The organism is Haloarcula nitratireducens (assembly GCF_019599505.1).
Map to the genome: position 1 here is coordinate 536,222 of NZ_RKLT01000002.1, position 16,230 is coordinate 552,451.

At 68.6% G+C, this 16,230-nt stretch carries 16 protein-coding genes; 8 read left to right on the forward strand and 8 right to left on the reverse strand.

What is annotated here, in order from left to right; all coding sequences use genetic code 11:
- Positions 1-65: 65 nt before the first annotated feature.
- The 4 genes from EGH23_RS09480 (at position 66) to EGH23_RS09495 (ending at position 3,658) form a co-directional block, all read left to right on the forward strand.
- The gene (locus EGH23_RS09480) at positions 66-497 is read left to right on the forward strand and encodes a universal stress protein (RefSeq protein WP_220579750.1); all 432 of its coding nucleotides are present in this window, start codon (positions 66-68) and stop codon (positions 495-497) included.
- An 84-nt stretch (positions 498-581) separates the two neighbouring features.
- Positions 582-1,094: a gamma carbonic anhydrase family protein gene (locus EGH23_RS09485; protein ID WP_220579751.1), complete on the forward strand. Its 513-nt coding sequence runs from the start codon at positions 582-584 to the stop codon at positions 1,092-1,094.
- An 89-nt stretch (positions 1,095-1,183) separates the two neighbouring features.
- Positions 1,184-3,076, forward strand: a complete 1,893-nt coding sequence (locus tag EGH23_RS09490; RefSeq protein WP_220579752.1) for a glutamate-cysteine ligase family protein — start codon at positions 1,184-1,186, stop codon at positions 3,074-3,076.
- 108 nt (positions 3,077-3,184) lie between these two features.
- Entirely contained in the window at positions 3,185-3,658 is a 474-nt protein-coding gene (locus EGH23_RS09495) for a redoxin domain-containing protein (RefSeq protein ID WP_220579753.1), read from the forward strand.
- A gap of 26 nt (positions 3,659-3,684) precedes the next feature.
- Here the strand turns inward: EGH23_RS09495 and EGH23_RS09500 are convergent, their stop codons facing one another.
- The 5 genes from EGH23_RS09500 to EGH23_RS09520 all read right to left on the reverse strand — a co-directional run bounded on the left by EGH23_RS09500 (position 3,685) and on the right by EGH23_RS09520 (position 8,870).
- Complete coding sequence (locus EGH23_RS09500) at positions 3,685-3,846, reverse strand: hypothetical protein (RefSeq protein ID WP_220579754.1); 162 nt, start codon at positions 3,844-3,846, stop codon at positions 3,685-3,687.
- Positions 3,847-3,926: 80 nt separating this feature from the next.
- On the reverse strand, positions 3,927-4,976 hold the full coding sequence (locus EGH23_RS09505; protein WP_220579755.1) for a dipeptide epimerase: 1,050 nt from the start codon (positions 4,974-4,976) through the stop codon (positions 3,927-3,929).
- Positions 4,973-5,983: an N-acetyltransferase DgcN family protein gene (locus EGH23_RS09510; protein WP_220579756.1), complete on the reverse strand. Its 1,011-nt coding sequence runs from the start codon at positions 5,981-5,983 to the stop codon at positions 4,973-4,975. Before EGH23_RS09510 ends, EGH23_RS09505 begins: the two co-directional genes overlap by 4 nt.
- 52 nt (positions 5,984-6,035) lie before the next feature.
- Entirely contained in the window at positions 6,036-6,740 is a 705-nt protein-coding gene (locus EGH23_RS09515; RefSeq protein WP_220579757.1) for a hypothetical protein, read from the reverse strand.
- 300 nt (positions 6,741-7,040) lie between these two features.
- Positions 7,041-8,870, reverse strand: coding sequence for an ATP-binding protein (locus EGH23_RS09520; protein ID WP_220579758.1), 1,830 nt, complete (start codon positions 8,868-8,870; stop codon positions 7,041-7,043).
- 289 nt (positions 8,871-9,159) lie between these two features.
- Here EGH23_RS09520 and EGH23_RS09525 point away from each other — a divergent pair, with 289 nt between their 5' ends.
- Together EGH23_RS09525 and EGH23_RS09530 are read left to right on the forward strand one after the other, a co-directional pair.
- Positions 9,160-9,951, forward strand: coding sequence for an endonuclease/exonuclease/phosphatase family protein (locus tag EGH23_RS09525; RefSeq protein ID WP_220579759.1), 792 nt, complete (start codon positions 9,160-9,162; stop codon positions 9,949-9,951).
- A gap of 114 nt (positions 9,952-10,065) precedes the next feature.
- A complete protein-coding gene (locus EGH23_RS09530) occupies positions 10,066-10,410 on the forward strand; it encodes a DUF7113 family protein (RefSeq protein WP_220579760.1) in 345 nt (114 codons plus the stop codon).
- Positions 10,411-10,412: 2 nt separating this feature from the next.
- On the opposite strand, the gene EGH23_RS09535 is transcribed toward EGH23_RS09530, so the two are convergent.
- Complete coding sequence (locus tag EGH23_RS09535; RefSeq protein WP_220579761.1) at positions 10,413-11,663, reverse strand: DNA double-strand break repair nuclease NurA; 1,251 nt, start codon at positions 11,661-11,663, stop codon at positions 10,413-10,415.
- A 128-nt stretch (positions 11,664-11,791) separates the two neighbouring features.
- Between EGH23_RS09535 and EGH23_RS09540 the strand changes: the two genes are divergently transcribed.
- Positions 11,792-12,709, forward strand: coding sequence for a calcium/sodium antiporter (locus tag EGH23_RS09540; protein ID WP_220579762.1), 918 nt, complete (start codon positions 11,792-11,794; stop codon positions 12,707-12,709).
- On the opposite strand, the gene EGH23_RS09545 is transcribed toward EGH23_RS09540, so the two are convergent.
- Positions 12,710-13,102: a DUF7522 family protein gene (locus EGH23_RS09545; RefSeq protein ID WP_220579763.1), complete on the reverse strand. Its 393-nt coding sequence runs from the start codon at positions 13,100-13,102 to the stop codon at positions 12,710-12,712.
- Between the two features lie 176 nt (positions 13,103-13,278).
- Here EGH23_RS09545 and gpmI point away from each other — a divergent pair, with 176 nt between their 5' ends.
- A complete protein-coding gene (gene gpmI / locus EGH23_RS09550) occupies positions 13,279-14,844 on the forward strand; it encodes a 2,3-bisphosphoglycerate-independent phosphoglycerate mutase (RefSeq protein WP_220579764.1) in 1,566 nt (521 codons plus the stop codon).
- Here gpmI and EGH23_RS09555 read toward each other — a convergent pair whose 3' ends face one another.
- Positions 14,845-16,137: a hypothetical protein gene (locus EGH23_RS09555; protein WP_220579765.1), complete on the reverse strand. Its 1,293-nt coding sequence runs from the start codon at positions 16,135-16,137 to the stop codon at positions 14,845-14,847.
- Between the last annotated feature and the right edge of the window lie 93 nt (positions 16,138-16,230).

Here is a 16,230-nt window from a genome sequence, read left to right on the forward strand (position 1 = left end):
GTTCGGGAGAGCGTGCGGTGTGCCAACGGGACTACTATGTACCGTCGGGACGCATCTGTCGCCAGATGTACGACAACGTACTGGTCGCGACGGACGGCAGCGCGGGAACGACGGAGACGCTCTCCCACGCCGCCGCCATCGCCCGGGACAACGACGCGGTGTTGCACGGTCTCTACGTCGTCGATAAGCGCCTCTACCTGGCGGCCGAGAAGGACACCCAAGAGGACGTTCGCCAGTCCCTCGAAGAGGAGGGGGAGGTCGCGCTCGACGACATCACCGTCGGCGGCGAGGAGGCGGGCGTGGAAACTGTCACCGAGATGGAGGTCGGCATCCCGCACAAGGTCATCACGGAGTACGCGGATCGAGAGGGAATCGACCTCGTCGTGATGGGCACGCACGGACGCACCGGTCGGGACCGGGTCGCCAGCCTCGGCAGCGTCACCGACCGCGTCCTCGAGAGTTCGTCCGTGCCGGTGCTGGTCGTCCACATCGAGTGAGGCACTTCGACGGCGCGGACTCGACGGGTCAATAATCGCCCGGCTGACCGGTATCTTTTCGGGTATCCGAGACGCTGTATCGATATGGACAGTCGCGAGTACGCGTTCGAGGGGGCGTCACCGGACATCCACGGATACGCGCACGTCAGCCGCGAAGCGACGATCGTCGGCGACGTCACCGTCGGCCCGAACGCCAACGTCTGGCCGGGCTGTGTCCTCCGGGGCGACGTCGCGCCGGTCGAAGTCGGCCGGGAGTCGGCGATCGGCGACGGCGCGATCTTGCACGCCTCGACGGTCGGCGAGAAGGTGATGGTCGGCCACGGGGCCGTCCTCAACGACGCCGAAGTGCGCGACGGCGCGCTCGTCGGCTTCAACTCCACCGTCAGCGACGCCGTCATCGGGAAAGGCTCCATCGTGGCGATGGGGACCGTCGTCCCGCCGGGCTACGAGGTGCCCGCCGAGTCGTTCGTCCGCGGGAGCCCCGCGCAGGTGACGCCGCTCTCGGAGACGACGATCAATCCAGACGAGGTATTCGAGGCGTTCTCCTCGGGCGACTACGCCAATCTCGCGGCGAGACACGAGGATCTGTTCGAGTAGCGAGGGGCGCGCGACCGCAGGGAGCGCGGCCCTCGAAGCGGAGCGGAGACGAGTCAGGTATAAGGGGAACAACCGACACAGTTCAGGGCATGGACGACATCGTCGACCTGGTGCACCGGTCGCTGGCCGACGCGACGGACGCCGAGTTCACCGACCGGGTCGACGCACAGGCCGCACGGCTCCGCGAGGCCATCGAGAGCGGCGAGTTCGACAACGACGCCTTCTCGGTCGGCCTCGAAGTGGAACTGTACGCCATCGACAGCGTACCCGAGCCACCGAGCGAAGACGACGAATCGGGAGAGGAGGACGCCGAGGACGCGGCGGCCGAAGCCGACCCCGACGCCGATCTCTCCGGCGGCGGTGGCGGCGCGTGGGACGGGTCGCTCGAAGCGCCCACAGAGTCGGAGTCCGGGAGCGGAGCGTCGCTGGAGCCCGAAGGCAGGGCATCGCTGGAACCGGACGACGGCGGGGGCGACCAGTTCGGATCCGGCGAGGGGCCATCGCTGGACGTGGACCCCGACAGCCCGCTGGCGCCCGACGAGTCCGAGGCGGCGGATACGGACCCGGAACCGACGGTCGAGACGGCGGCCGACGACGCGGACGACGAACCGTACATGAACCCCGAGGAGTGGGAAGGGCGGCTCACCCGCCTGCCGGAGGTGGTCTTCGACGGCGAGGCCAACGAGGAACTCGGCCTCCACAACGCCGAGGTCAACACCGACCCCAACGCGTTCGACGAGACGGGGATGGCAGTCCAGACCACCTCCGTCGAGATGCACACGAAACAGGCCCGCCAGCAGGCGAGCAAGCACAACTGCGAACTCGTCTTAGACGCGATGTGGACGATCCCGCCGGAGGAGGGGAGCGAGGCGTACCTCTCGGACCACGAGGCGCGCGACGGCGTCGTGCTCGCCGACAACATGCGGCGGGCCCCTCGCTACGTCGCGCTTGACAACGAGGCCGCGGCCCACGCCGACGGCGAGATCCCGTTCTCGGTGCCGGGTTACGACGGCGCGTTCCCGACCATCCTCTTCGAGTCGCTGGCCACCTCTATCCAGCCGCACCTCCAGGTTCCCGACGCCGAGGCGTTCCCCGCCTACTACAACGCCGCTATCCGGACGCTCGGGCCGCTGTTGGCGCTGTCGGTGAACTCGCCGTTCCTCCCCGCCGATATGTACGGCGACGACGTCGACGGCGAGTGGCTCTGTGCGAACACGCACCGCGAACTGCGCATCGCGGCCTTCGAGCAGTCGGTCAACACCAGCGAGAACCCGAAGGTCCGCGTCCCGAGAGACATCGACGCGGCGACGGACGTGGTCGACCGAGTGGTCGCCGACGACCTGTTCGCGCCGTTTCTTCGGGAGTGGCTCGAAGAGGGCGAGCGCGAGTCCTTCGCCGAGGAGTTCTGGGAGTTCGACCACAAGCGCGGGACCTACTGGCGCTGGCTCCGCTGTGTCGTCGGCGGGACGCCGGTCGACGGCGCGAGCGGCGAGCGGTCGCTGCGCATCGAGTACCGCCCGCTTCCGACCCAGCCGCACGTCAGGGACATTATCGGGATGCAGGCGCTGACCGTCGGGCTCATTCGCGGGCTCGTGGTCACGGACCATCCGCTCGCGGAGCTCCCGTGGGCGGAGGCCTCGCGCGGTTTCTACGACGCCGCGCGTCACGGCCTCGACGCCGACCTCGCGTGGGTCACCGGTCACGGCGAGCGCACCACCGACCGCGAGGTCGTCTTCGACGAGGTGTTCCGCCTCGCCCGGAGCGGACTGGACGAGCAGGGCGTCCCGGAGAGCCAGATAGACGAGTACCTCGGCCCGATCGAGCGGCGATACGAGGCCGGCGAGACGCCGAGTTCGTGGAAGGTCGACCGCGTCCGGGAGTACCTGGCCGACGGGATGGCGCTCGGCGACGCCATCTCCGAGATGCAGCGGGATTACTTCGAGGCGAGCAGAGCCCACCACGAGTTCGCCGAGTGGCTCTGAACCCGTCTGTGGACCGCAGCCGCTCGCGGACGTGACAGCCGGCCCGAGAAGCGGTCATCGGCACCGACGCACGACCTTTTATTCGGCTCAAACCGCTATCCCCACCCGATGGTATCCACAGGCGATTCCGCACCCGACATCTCGGCGACGGTAGCGAACGGAGAGGTAGAGGAGTTCGAACTCTCGGACCACCTCGGCGACGGGCCGGTCGTCCTGGCCTTCTTCCCCGGCGCGTTCACGCCGCCGTGTTCGAACGAGATGGTCGCGCTGCAGGACCACCTCGGCGACTTCGAGGACGCCGGCGCGACAATCCTCGGCGTCAGCGCCGATTCGGCGTTCTCGCAGAACGCCTTCCGCGAGGAGGAGGACCTCGAGTTCGACCTCGTCAGCGACATGGACCGCGACGCCATCGAGGACTACGGCGTCCGCATCGACATCGAGGACCTCGGACTCCACGGCGTCGCCAACCGCTCCGCGTTCGTCGTCGACGACGAGGGCGAAGTGGCCTACGACTGGGTCGCCGACGACCCGACTAACGAGCCCGACTACGACGAGCTGCTCGACGCGGTCGAGAGCGCCTGAGTCGGAAAAAGAGCCGCCTTCGATTTTTACTCCGCGTCCAGCCAGTCCTCGAACTCGTAGAAGCAGACCGAACAGAGCGCGCCTTCGAGCGTGGCGACGTCTTCGTCCGCGTGTTCGGCCATGTACCGCTGATGGCGGGCCTCTTCGGAGTCTAACTCTGTCCCGCACTTATCACAGTATTCTGCCATACGTCGGTGTTATCGACGAAGCCTCCTAAACCTGAAGCAACCGGTCGTATTGAACGGTTCCGTCGGAGGATTCGCCGGGGTCAGCCGGAGCCGTCGAACGCGGGGTTCGGTCGGACGCCGGTCCCCGATTCGACCGCTCGGAGGTCGAAGCGGTCGCGGTCGAGCGGGACGCCCTCGTAGGGGTCCGCATCGAGGAGGAGCGCGCCGTCCAGATCGGCGTAGTCGAACAGCGGCGCGAGGTGGACGGCGGCGGCGATTGCGGCGTTCGACTCGACCATACAGCCGAGCATCGTCGAGAGACGGTGGGCGTCGGCGGCGTGGACGAGTCGCTTCGCGGCCCGCACGCCGCCGCACTTGACGAGCTTCGCGTTGACGACGTCGCAGGCGTCGGCGACGCTCGGCACGTCGGTCGCGGTGACGCAGGATTCGTCGGCACAGACCGGGATCGCCGTCGATTCGGTGACCCGCGCCAGTCCGTCGATATTCTCGGCGGCGACCGGCTGTTCGAGCATCGTCACCCCGGCGTCCTCCAGCCACCTGGCGGCGGTAATGGCCGCATCGGTCTCCCACGCCGCGTTGGCGTCGACCCTGATTTCGGCGTCGGGCGCGGCTTCGCGTACCGCCTCGAAGCGCGCCCGGTCGTCGTCGGTGCCGAGTTTCACTTTCAGATGCGAGAAGCCCGCTTCGGCGGCTGCCTCGGCCTTCTCGGCCATCCGCTCGGCCGAGTCGATTCCGATAGTGTACGTCGTCGGCGGCATTCGGTCGGGGTCCAGTCCCCACTGGCGATAGAGGGGGACGTCGAGGCAGCGAGCGGCGAGGTCCGCGAGAGCGATGGAGACGGCGCTCCGGGCGGCCGGTTCGTCCGACCACTGCTCGCGGAGTCGTCGCTCGATCCGCTGGCCGGCGTGGGGGTCGCCGACCCGCTCGACGACGGCGAGCATCTCCGGGAGGGTCTCGGCGACGCTCGCGGCCGTCTCGTCGTAGTACGCCGAGGGCGTGACGCCGCCATAGCCGGTGGTCCCCTCGTGGGTCAGTTCGACGACGACGGTGGCGCTGGTCTCGCTGGTTCCCCGGGCGATGCCGAACGGCGTCGAGATCGGCAGGTCGTATCGCTCGACGTCCCCGTTCATAGAATCGCGTCGAGCACCTCGTCGGGGACGCCGTGGCGAACCGGGTCCGTCGCCGGCGCGCCGAGGGCGTTCGCGTACTCGGCCACGGCGTCGTCGGCCGCGTCGTCGTCCAGTTTGCTCGTGTTCAGCGTGCCCGCGACGACCGACGCGTCCGAGATGGGCGCGGCCAGTCGCTCGTAGATGTCGACGTACTCGTCGAGGGGCGGGATGGTAAAGGACTCGTAGCCGTGAATGGCCTCCAGTCCGGCCTCGTGACACATCACGAGGGCGTCCGGCGCGGAGCCGTGGAGGATGCTCGTCGTCACGCCGGAGTACGCCGGATGGGCGAGCGCCCCCTGCCCCTCGACGATGAGGAGGTCCTGGTCCTCGGGCGTCTCGACGAGTCGCTCGACGGCCCCGGCGGCGTAGTCGGCGATGACGCGGTCGACGACGATGCCCCACCCGGTGATGGCGACGCCGGTCTGGCCCGTCGGGACGACCTCGGCCGACAGCCCGCGTTCGCGCGCGGCGTCGCGCAGCTCGAAGGAGGCGGTCATCTTCCCCGTCGAGCAGTCGGTGCCGACGGTGGTGACGACGGTGGCGTCGACCTCGCCCGCGGTCCCCTCTGCGACGGTCAGGTCTTCCGGCGGTTTCCGCAAGTCCCGTAGCTCGCCGCCGTGGTCGGCCGCGAGGCGGGCGAACTCCTCGTCGTCTTCGAGGAAGTCGTGCAGTCCCGAGAGGACGTCACAGCCGCGTTCGAGCGCCGCTCGGACATCGGATCGCCACGACTCCTCGAACTCGCCGCCGATGGGGGAGATGCCGACGACCAGCGCGTCCACCTCGGGCACCTCGTCCATCGAGGCGACGATCGGAGCGTCCTGTACGTCCGGGAGGTGGTCGCTGACCCGCTGGCCCGCGTACTCCCTGTCGACGACGGCGCGAACCTCGTGGTCACCGTAGCGGAGCAGTCCGACGGCCGTCTTGGCTCGGTCGGGGAACGATTCGTGTGTGAGAACGGCGACCTGCATACGAGAACCGTCGCGGCCGCCCCGCCTAAAGGTATTGGGCGAAAGCCTCGCCCTACTGGTCCAGCGCCGAGAGGATTCGCAGCACCCACTGGAGGACGTGGACGAACACGCCCATGACGGCGACGTAGATACCGATGGCGTTGCGGAAGTCGCTGGCGTAGCGGTTCTCCCGCACGGCCCATATCTCGTAGGTCAGGTCCACGACGAACCCGAGGAAGAAGAGGAGGCTGGCACCCACCAGCAGGAGCGGGTTGAGGAAGACGCCCGCCGCGCCGACCACCAGTCCGAGGATGAAACAGCCGAAGGCGTAGCGCTGCCACCCCGAGAAGTCGTGGTTCGTCTTGAAGACGACGGCGGCGATAACGGCGGTGATGAGGCCGGTGACGACAGTGGCGATGCCGATCGCCGGCACGCGAATCCCGCCGCCGCCGTAGATGTAGAGGATCGCGGCACCGAACAGGCCGTACCCGGATTGCATCAGCGCGACGCCGACGCCGGACAGCCCGACGCTCCCGCGATTTAGCCCCTTGTTCGCTATCCAGAACCCGCCCCCGACGGAGACGGCGAAGACGGCGACGCCGACGAAGAAACTCGAGAACAGCGCCGCGCCGAGCGGCGCGATCGGCGTGTACGACAGCGCCAGCATCAGGAGGATGTTGGCCGCGACCAGCGCCGATCCCATCCCGATTATCTTGGTGATGCTCCGGTCTACCGTCCCGGTCGCGTTCGCTCGTGACGGTTCGAACGTGCCACTCATGTGCTCGATACCACTCGCCTGTCGCACATGTGTCTTGTCTTCGGCGACTGAGTTACAGTTTCTCGCGGGGTTTTCGAACAGAGCGACCAGTAAAACGGCTAGAAAGCTCCCGGCCCTTTCAGTCCCGGAGACGCTCCGCGTCTTCCGACCTTCGCGGAATCGGAGATTCCGCTCAGTTCACTCGCATTGGATGGTCGGCTTCCCGAACCGGGTGGGAATGAAAGGGGCTCGGGTCTTTCCCGCTGTCCAGACTCGACGGATGTCGGTAGGCAGTACCCACTACGACCCGTCACGCCTGCGTCAGTCCCGGCCGTGGCGAGTAACGCAGGTCGAGAGGCCGATGAGTTCGACGGGTTCGGAGTTGTCGGGCGAGTAGACGACGCGCTGGCCCTTCTCCATGTAGGGCACCTTCGACTCCAGGTTCTTCGGGATGTTCACGGCCGAGATGGCGTCCTCGTCGCCGAGGTTCAGGACCATCGTCGTGTTGATCTGCTTGAACACGGGGTCGGCGATGTCCTGTGGGTCCTGCGTGATGAGGTAGAGGCCGAGTCGCTCCTTGCGGCCCTGTTTGGCGGCCTCGGTGAACTTCCCGATGACCTTCCCGGCCTGCACGCTGTCGGCGTCGGTGAGGAAGTTGTGGGCCTCGTCCATCCCGAGGACGAGCGGCGTCTCCTTGATGCGGTCGTAGCGCGGGTCGTTCGAGAGCTTCTGGTCGATGAGCAGGCTGGAAACCGCGAGAACGACCGTCGAGGCGGTGCGGGAGTCCGTGATGTGGTAGGTCGGGATGACCGTCAGGCCGCCCGCGCGCACGAGTTGTGAGACCTGGTCGGTGATGGGCACGGCGTCCTGGTCGAAGACGGCACCGAACCCGCGCACGCGGCGCTTGACCGCGTCGAAGGTGGCCTCGTGGACGTCGCCGGCCTCGTGGAGTTCCTCTTTCAGCGCCGGGTCGTCGAGGAACGAGAGGAACTGGTCGTAGGTGGCCTCCCGCCCGTACTGGCGCTTGAACCGCGGGAGGAACGTGTTGACCAGCGCGCCGTACTGGTTGTCGTTGAGGCTCGACCCGGCGATGAGCCACGGGTTCTGATGGACCAGCGAGAACGGGATCGTGAACTCGACCTGCTCGGCGCGGTGGTGGCTGACGTTGTAGTCGGTGCCGGCGACCTTGGGGACGAACGCGATGGTGTCGTCGTAGCCGCCGCAGGCGACGCCCTCCCGCTCGCAGCGGCGGGCGAACTCGTCGGTCATCGCCGGGTTGTCGTCGTGCATCTGGGCGTACTCGTCCTGCGGGTCGAACTGGACGACGGCGAGTTCCGGCGAGCGCCCGTCGCTCATCTCGTAGGTGCGGCCCAGATACTGTCGGAGGACGTTCTTCGAACTGTGGGTCTTCCCCGACCCCGTGCCGCCCGCCACGAGAGTGTGCCGGAAGACCAGCGGGTCGCCCTCGCTGTAGTCGTCTTTCAGGCGGTAGTCGATTGTCGGCGGTTCGGCGCTCGTCTGGACCTTCTCGCCGCCGACCGAGAGGTGGCCCAGGAAGACGCCGTCCTCCGGGATCTTCAGCCCGGTCTTGATCTCGGACTTGTCGGTGGCCTCGCGGACGACGGTCTCGGGTTTCGGGACGCGGTCGGTCATCCGCCGCTTCAGTTCGCCGTCGTCGCTATAGAGCACCGCGACCGGCTCCAGTTCCGCGATGAACTTGAAGTCCTGTTCGTCGATGCCCTCCTGACGCATCGCGCGGCGGGCGTGAATCTCGGTAGCGTCGTCGGCGCGGAACTCCTGTGCGTACTCTAGCGAGCAGATACGGCAAAAGAGGCGCTCGCCGTCGGGATAGGGGACGAGGAGGTACTTCCCGATGCGGACCGCAGAGCGGTTCTGTGCCGTGACGTAGGCCCGGAGGACGCACTCGTCGTCCCGTTCGCTGATGCGCAGGCCGTTGGCCGCCGAGAGGACGCCTAATCCGGAGTCGGTGCCGGCGGGTTCGACGTCGAGCGATTCGAAGCCGTCCCCGTCGGCGGCGGCGCTCTCGTCGACGGTCTGGTCGGTTCGGGCGGGCGGCGTCTCGTCGTCGGCGTCGCCGGCGTCGGCGGCGTCGCCGTCATCGAAATCCGTGAAATCCCCCAGATCGGACATATCAGCCTTCACGGTAGCCTCCGATTAACACCTTTCCCCCGCACGGCGGTGGTGGCGACGCTTCGAACGCGCCGGCGAACCCGGATTCGGAGCAGTGTGACGGCCCGAAACGGCGCTTCGACTCTTTCGAGCCACTATCGAACCGCTCGCCCGGTTCCGGTCGAGACCACCGGCCGACCGGCCGACGCGGTGAGCCCGAGCGGAACGATCGCCGATTCCGGGATCGCCGCGGCCGAGACGACCGTCGGCGGAAGCGAACCCTTACCCGGGTGGCCGGCAGAGCGAGTGTATGGATCCGGTGCGGGTGATGTCGTTCAACATCCGATACGACACCGCCGAAGACGGGCTGGACAACTGGACGCATCGGCGGCGACTCGTCGCCGGGACCGTCCGCTATCACGACCCCGACGTAGTCGGCGTACAGGAGGCACAGAGCCATCAGATGCGGGAACTGGAATCGCTCCTCGACGGCTACGACTGGGTCGGTGACCCCCGGGATACGGTCGAAGCGGGCGGAGAGCACACCGCTATCGGTTACCGCACAGACCGCTTCGACTGCGAGGAGACCGACACGTTCTGGCTCTCTGAGACGCCCGAGGCGGTCGGGAGCGTCGGCTGGGACGCGAAATACCCCCGCGTGGCGACGTGGGCGCGGCTTCGGGACCGGACGACCGGCGAGACGCTCGTCTCGGTGAACACGCATCTGGACCACGAGAGCGAACGCGCCCGCCAGAGCGGTATCGACCTCGTGCTGTCCCGCATCGACGGCTTCGCCGCCGAGGACCCGGTCGTCCTCAGCGGCGACTTCAACTGCGTCGTCGGCGACCCGGCCCACCGGCGGGCCGACGGTCACGAACTCCGCGACGGCCGACTGCTTCGGGACGCCCGTGATCTGACCGCACGGCGTCACGGACCGACGACGACCCGAACGGACTTTCGAAATCTCCTCCCCGACATGGGCATCGACCACGTCTTCGTCAGCGAGGACGTCGGCGTCGAAAGTTGGGCGGCCGTCGCCGACCGCGACGACGATCACTACGCCTCCGATCACCTGCCCGTCGTCGTCGACTGCACGTTCTGAGAACGAGCGCCCGGCGTCGGGAGCCGCGTGATGTGTGGTAGCTCGCCGCACGAACCGCACGACCAAGAGCCTTTCGAGGAGAGGTTTTTGCCGTCGGCGCGCCTATCGAGAGATATGTTACTCGTTCGCGGTACCGCGGGTGGGACCGGCCTGACCGGAACGCTGTACGAACCGGGGGAAGACCCGCCGTCGTTCAAGGGCGCGCCGGACGAGGGGTCGCCGTACGTCTGGATCTGTGACGCCTTCTACGAGGTCGAGAGCGGCGGCCAGGCGCAGACGGTCGGCGACCGGGAACTCCGCGTGGCTTTCGAGTCGCCGATGCCCCGCGGGTTCGAGACGCGCGAGGCGGCCATCGAGGCGGCGAAGGAACACGTCCGCACCCAGTTCGCCCGCCTCGGCGTCGAGGCGGCCGACGTCGACGTGACGGTGTTACAGCAGGCGGAGGAAGCCGAAGCGTAGGGTCAGAACGCCTCGTCGACGGCCCCCCAGCGGGTGTCGTCGAAGTCCTTCTCCCGACCGGTGTCGAACTCCCGCTCGATCCGGCGAGTGAGTTCCTCGCTCCCCTGCCGGTCGATGCTGGCGAGTTCGTCTGCCTTCGAGATCGCCAGCGGCGGGCCGCGCTCGGCGGCCACGTCGTGGAGAATCTGGCGCGCGAGTCGCTCCCGTCTGTCTTCGTCTCTCGTGAAGGCGTAGGGCGCTTCGACGCGGAAGACGAGGTCGGTCCGCGGGTCGTACAGCGAGAAGAAGGTGACCTCGTAGGCCTCCGGGTCGAGCGAGCGCTCGATGCCAAGCGCGTCGCCGTCGGCGGCCATCACGCCGTCGGTGCCGCCGCGCGAGCGGAACCAGTTGGTGAACGTCAGGTGGTCGGTCCGCAACTCGCCGTCGTCGTCGCGGCGTTCGAGTATCCGCCGGAAGAAGGCGGTGTCGTTGACCCACGGCGCGTTGGTCTTCCCCCTGACCGCGCGGGTCAACCCCTTCGACGCGGAGTTCTTGATGAAGCCCACGAGCGGGATGTCCCGCTCGACGAAGCGCTCGACGAGTTCGAGATAGTTGCCCACGACGGCCTTCGGCCGGTCGTCCTCCGCTAGCAAATCCGCGAGTTCCGTATCCCGTTCGGCCCAGCGGAGCAGTCCGGTCGGATAGAGCGGCCCGTCGAGGACGAAGAGGTCGTCGACCACCTCCGCGTTGGTCAGGGCGTGTTCGCTCTCGGCGAGGTACAGCGCCAGCGCGTGGACGACCCGCTGCTCGTACCGGTCGACCTTCGGCGCGTCGAGCACGCGCCGCTTGGCGTATCCGCGGTCGTCGAGCGTCCAGTCGCCGCCGACGTCGAGGGTCACGTCGTTGGAGTGAACGGCCATGAGTATCGTCCGACCGCGGTGGAGTTCCACGTCGGAGGGAACCGCGCTCATGGCGGCCTGGGCCACGTCGAGGACGAGGCCGTTCTTGAACGTCGTCGGGTTGATCGTCCCCGAGTCCAGCCCGTGCTGGGTCGGGAACGGCGGGTCTTCGAGCGCCACGTCCGCGATGGGGACCTTCCGCCGTCGACGGTCGCCCATCGGCGCGAGTATCTCGCGGCCGTCCTGATACAGCGGGTCCAGAAAGTTCGCCCACACCTCCTCGGCGGCGGCCCCCTGGTCACTCGTCTCGACGGTCTGGCGCACGTGCCCGGCGAGGCGGGCGATGCCGTCGACGTGTACCGGGTCCAGCGTCATGTCCGTGGATTCGCTGGGGCCGGCATAACTCTGGTGGGCCGATGGTCAGACATAAGGGTCCCGTGTCAGTAGCGGGACCCGTGTCACCTGCCTCTCGACGCCGGCCCGTCCGCGGGTGGTGAGCCGCCGTGGTACTCTTCGACGTCCTGTTCGTCGGCGTCGCCGTCGTCGCGCTCTGGTTCGGGGCCGAGCAGTTCGTCACCGGGGCGAGCCGCCTCGCCCGATGGGTGGGCGTCCCCGGCGTCGTCGTCGGCCTCACGGTCGTCGCGTTCGGGACCTCCGCGCCCGAGTTCGCCGTCACCATCGACGCGGCGCTGGCCGGCCAGTCGGACATCTCGGTGGCGAACGCGGTCGGCTCGAACGTCCTCAACCTCGGGTTCATCCTCGGCGGCGTCGCGCTGGCGCGGGCGCTGACCACCTCGTTGGCGTTCGTCCGGCGGGACGCGCTGCTGATGGTCGGGTCGACGGCGCTCCTCCTGGCGCTCGTCCTCGACGGGCGGCTCGCCGCGGTCGAGGGAGCGGCGCTGTTCGGCTGCCTCCTGGCGTACCTCGCGTGGCTCGCCCGGAACGCGAGCGACGACGGCGTCGCCGCCGCGCCCGACGCCGCCGGGCCGCTGGACGCGCTCCGACTGCTCGGCGGTCTCGCGCTCGTGGTCGGCGGCGGGCACCTGCTCGTCGCCGCGGCCGTCGACATCGCCCGGACGGCGGGGATCTCCGAATGGGCCATCGGTATTACCGTAGTCGCCGCCGGCACGTCGATCCCGGAGTTCGTCACCTCGCTGGCGGCGGCTCGCCGGGGCCGGACCGGCCTCTCGGCGGGCAACATCGTCGGGAGCTGTATCTTCAACGTCCTCGGCGTGCTCGGACTGGCCGCCCTGGTCCGACCGCTGACGGTCGCGCCCGTCGGCGTCGAGGGGACCGCGTGGCTGCTGGGCGTGACGGTCCTCGTGACGGTGCTGTTCTACACGGAAACGGTGCTCTCGCGGCTGGAAGGCGGGTTGCTCGTCGCCCTCAACGCGGTCAACTGGGCGCTGAGTCTGACGTAGTCACTCCTTGCCCGACTCCTCTCGCAGCAGGCGCTCGATGGCCTCGGCGATCTCCTCGTAGGAGCTCATCGAGAGGCCGTCGGTGGTGATGAGCACGCCCTGTCGCTCCGTGGTCACTCGGAGCAGGTAGCCGTTCTCGAAGGCCCGAACCGTGAACTTGTACTCCCCGAGTTCGGACTCCTGATAGGCGTTCTTCGTCTGTTTGTACCCCTGCCACTCGTGGCCGACGAAGTCGTTCAGGTCGGCGTCCTGCTCTAAGTCCTCCCGCAGGTACAACTGCTCGAAGTTCGCCCGCGTGAAGTAGGTCACAGAGCGCAGCGAGTCGCCGGTGGCCGTCCGCGCCGTCGTGACGATGCTGTCGGCCAGACCGTCCGAGAGGATGTTCCGCGTCATGCCCGTAGGGTGACCGCCCACCCTCTTAATCTCCGGGTTCGCGGCTATCGACCGCCGTCCCGGAGCGAGGCGTGCGCGATCGGTTCGGGTCTTCTCCCGATTGCTACGCTCCTCGCGGTCCGGACGGCCGTTGAGGGACCGAAGGGCTATTACGCCGGTCACACCACCCCTCCCGTATGCAAGTCGGGCTGATCATCCTCGACGGCTGGGGCCTGAACCCGGACGACGGCGTCCGAGACGCCGTGGCCGCGGCCGAGACGCCGAACTTCGACCGGTACTGGGAGGAAGGTGCACACTCGACGCTGGAGACCCACGGCCGCCGGGTCGGTCTGCCGGAGGGCCAGATGGGCAACTCCGAGGTCGGCCACCTCAACATCGGGAGCGGCCGCGTCGTCAAGCAGGACTCGACGCGCATCAGCGACAGCATCGCCCGCTCGCGCGGGGAGCTGTCCGCGGAGGAGTACGGCGACGCGCAGGACCCGCCCCTCTTCGAGAACGAGACCGTCCTCTCTGCCTTCAAATACGCCGAGGAACACGGCGGCCGCGTGCACTTCATGGGGCTGGTCTCGGACGGCGGCGTCCACTCCTATCAGGACCACCTCCACGCGCTCATCGAACTGGCGGGCCAGCGCGGGACCGACGCCGTGACCCACGCCTTCACCGACGGCCGGGACACCTCGCCGACCGGCGGCGAGGACTACCTGGCGGAACTGGAAGCGCACGCGAACGAGCACGGGACGGGGAACGTCGCCACCGTCACCGGGCGCTACTACGCGATGGACCGCGACCAGAACTGGGACCGGACCCGGCGGGCCTACAACGCGCTCGTCGACGGCGAGGGCGACCACTACGCGCCCGACGCCGTCTCGGCGGTCACCGAATCGTACGCGCGGGACACCACCGACGAGTTCGTCGAGCCGACCGTCGTCGGCGACTACGGGGGGATGGAAGACGGCGACGCCGCGATCCTCTTCAACTTCCGGGCCGACCGCGCCCGCCAGCTCACGCGGATGCTCGCCGACATCGACCCCGAGGACTGGGGCGACGACACCACACCGCCGGACATCCACCTCGTGACGATGACCCAGTACGACGCGATGTTCGGCGTCCCGATGGCGTTCCCGCCGAACCAGCCCGAGGACGTGCTCGGCGAAGTACTGGCCGAGGCGGGAAAGACCCAGCTCCGCCTGGCCGAGTCCGAGAAGTACCCCCACGTCACCTACTTCCTGAACGGCGGCCGCGAAGTCGAGTTCGACGGGGAGGTCCGGCGCATCATCGAGAGCCCCGACGTGCCGACCTACGACCAGCAGCCCGAGATGAGCGCTCCCGGGGTGACCGACACCGCAATCGAACTCATCGAGTCGGACGATCCCGACGCGCTCGTGCTCAACTACGCCAACCCCGACATGGTGGGCCACACCGGCGACTTCGCGGCGGCCATCGAGGCGGTCGAGGCCGTCGACGAGCAGCTGGGCCGACTGGTCGGAGCGATCCGGGCCGCCGGCGGCCACGTCCTCATCTGTGCCGACCACGGCAACGCCGACGACCTGGGTACCGAAGAGGACCCGTACACGGCTCATACGACCAACCCGGTTCCGTTCGTCTACCTCGCGCCCGACGGCACCGCGGGCGGGAAGAAGGCCCGCGACGGCGGGACGCTCGCCGACCTCGCGCCGACGATGCTCGCGCTGATGGGCGTCGACCAGCCGCCGGCGATGACGGGCACGTCGCTGGTGGAGTGATCACTCGCGCAGTTCGGCGTTGGCCTCCGCGAGTTCGTAGCGAATCTTCAGCGGGTCGAAGTTCTCCGCGAGCGCGTCGCGTTCGCGTTCGATCGCGAGGGCGTCGCCCGGCGGGAACTGCTCGGCGAGGTCGAGCGCCCGGTCGAAGTCTTCGCGGGCCGCGGAGAGCAGGTCGTACGCCGCCTCCTCGTTGTCGGCCTGCCACTCCCAGTCGCCCGCCGCGCGGCGCTCGCGGGCGAGCGCCAGCCGAGCGGTCACGAGGTCGTCGATGACCGCTTCGGTCTCCCCTCTGACCGTCCCCTCGTCGCCGTCGAAGCGCGCGTCCGCGGCGGTGACGAGTCCCGCGACCGCGCGGTAGGCATCGAGCGCGTCTTCGAGCGCGGCCACCCGGTCGGCGCTGTCCTGTAGCGAGACCGCTTCGTCGTGTATGCCTCGGGCGCTTTCGAGCGGGCGAGCGGCGAGGGTCGCCGCGAAGGTGTCGGCCGCTGAGAGGGCCTCCTGGGCGGGTCTATCGTCCACGCCGTGGGCGGTAGCGGCGTCGGTCGCGTCCTGAAACCGCTCGCGGGCCGTCTCGACGCGGTCGCGACTCGCCTCGAACGCTTCCTCGCCGAGCAGTCGCTCGGCTTCCGAGAGCAACTCCTCGCCGCGACGGACGTAGCGGTCCCGAACGAGGCGATAGCAGTCGGTCTCCAGCCGTTCGGTCCGTTCGACGACGCCGTCGATCGGAACGTCGTCGGCCCCCGCGCGGGCGGTTTCGATCGCCGCGTCGGCGGCCGACCGGCGCTCGTCGAAGGTCGCCCAGTCCGCCGCGTCGAGGGCGTCGGCCAGCGCCCGGCAGTGCTCGTCGAGTTCGTCGAGCGCCTTCGTCACGTCGCCCCAGCCCTCACAGGCGTCGGTGAGGAAGGTCTCGACGTCGTCGACGTCGGCCTCGCGGGCGGTGAAGGACCACGTCGCGCCGGCGACCGTCTCGAAGCGGAGGCTGGCGGTCAGCAGCTCCGTGGCGGCGGTGGCGTCGCGCACGTCGGCGTAGGGGAGCGACGCCGCGAAGTCGCCGTCGTGGTCGGCTGGATCCCCGACCAGGAGGAGGATGCGTCGGTCGGTCAGACCCGCGACGGCTCCGCAGTCCTCGGCGGGGCGAATCTGTGTCGTCGTCTCGCCAGTTCGTTCGACGCCGACGCGGCGGTTCGTCAGGACGTGAAACAGCCGCTCCTCGCCGCCGAGATACGCCGACAGCGGTCGCTCTGCGAGCAACTCGTCTACCGGTTTCCCACTGTCTGCGTCTCCCGATACCATCCTGTGTCCGGGCGCGTACCCGGGGTCGTCTGGTAGTGAGAGGGAATGGCACAAGAAACGTAGGGTTCCGTCGCACCTCCCGTCGCTATCTGG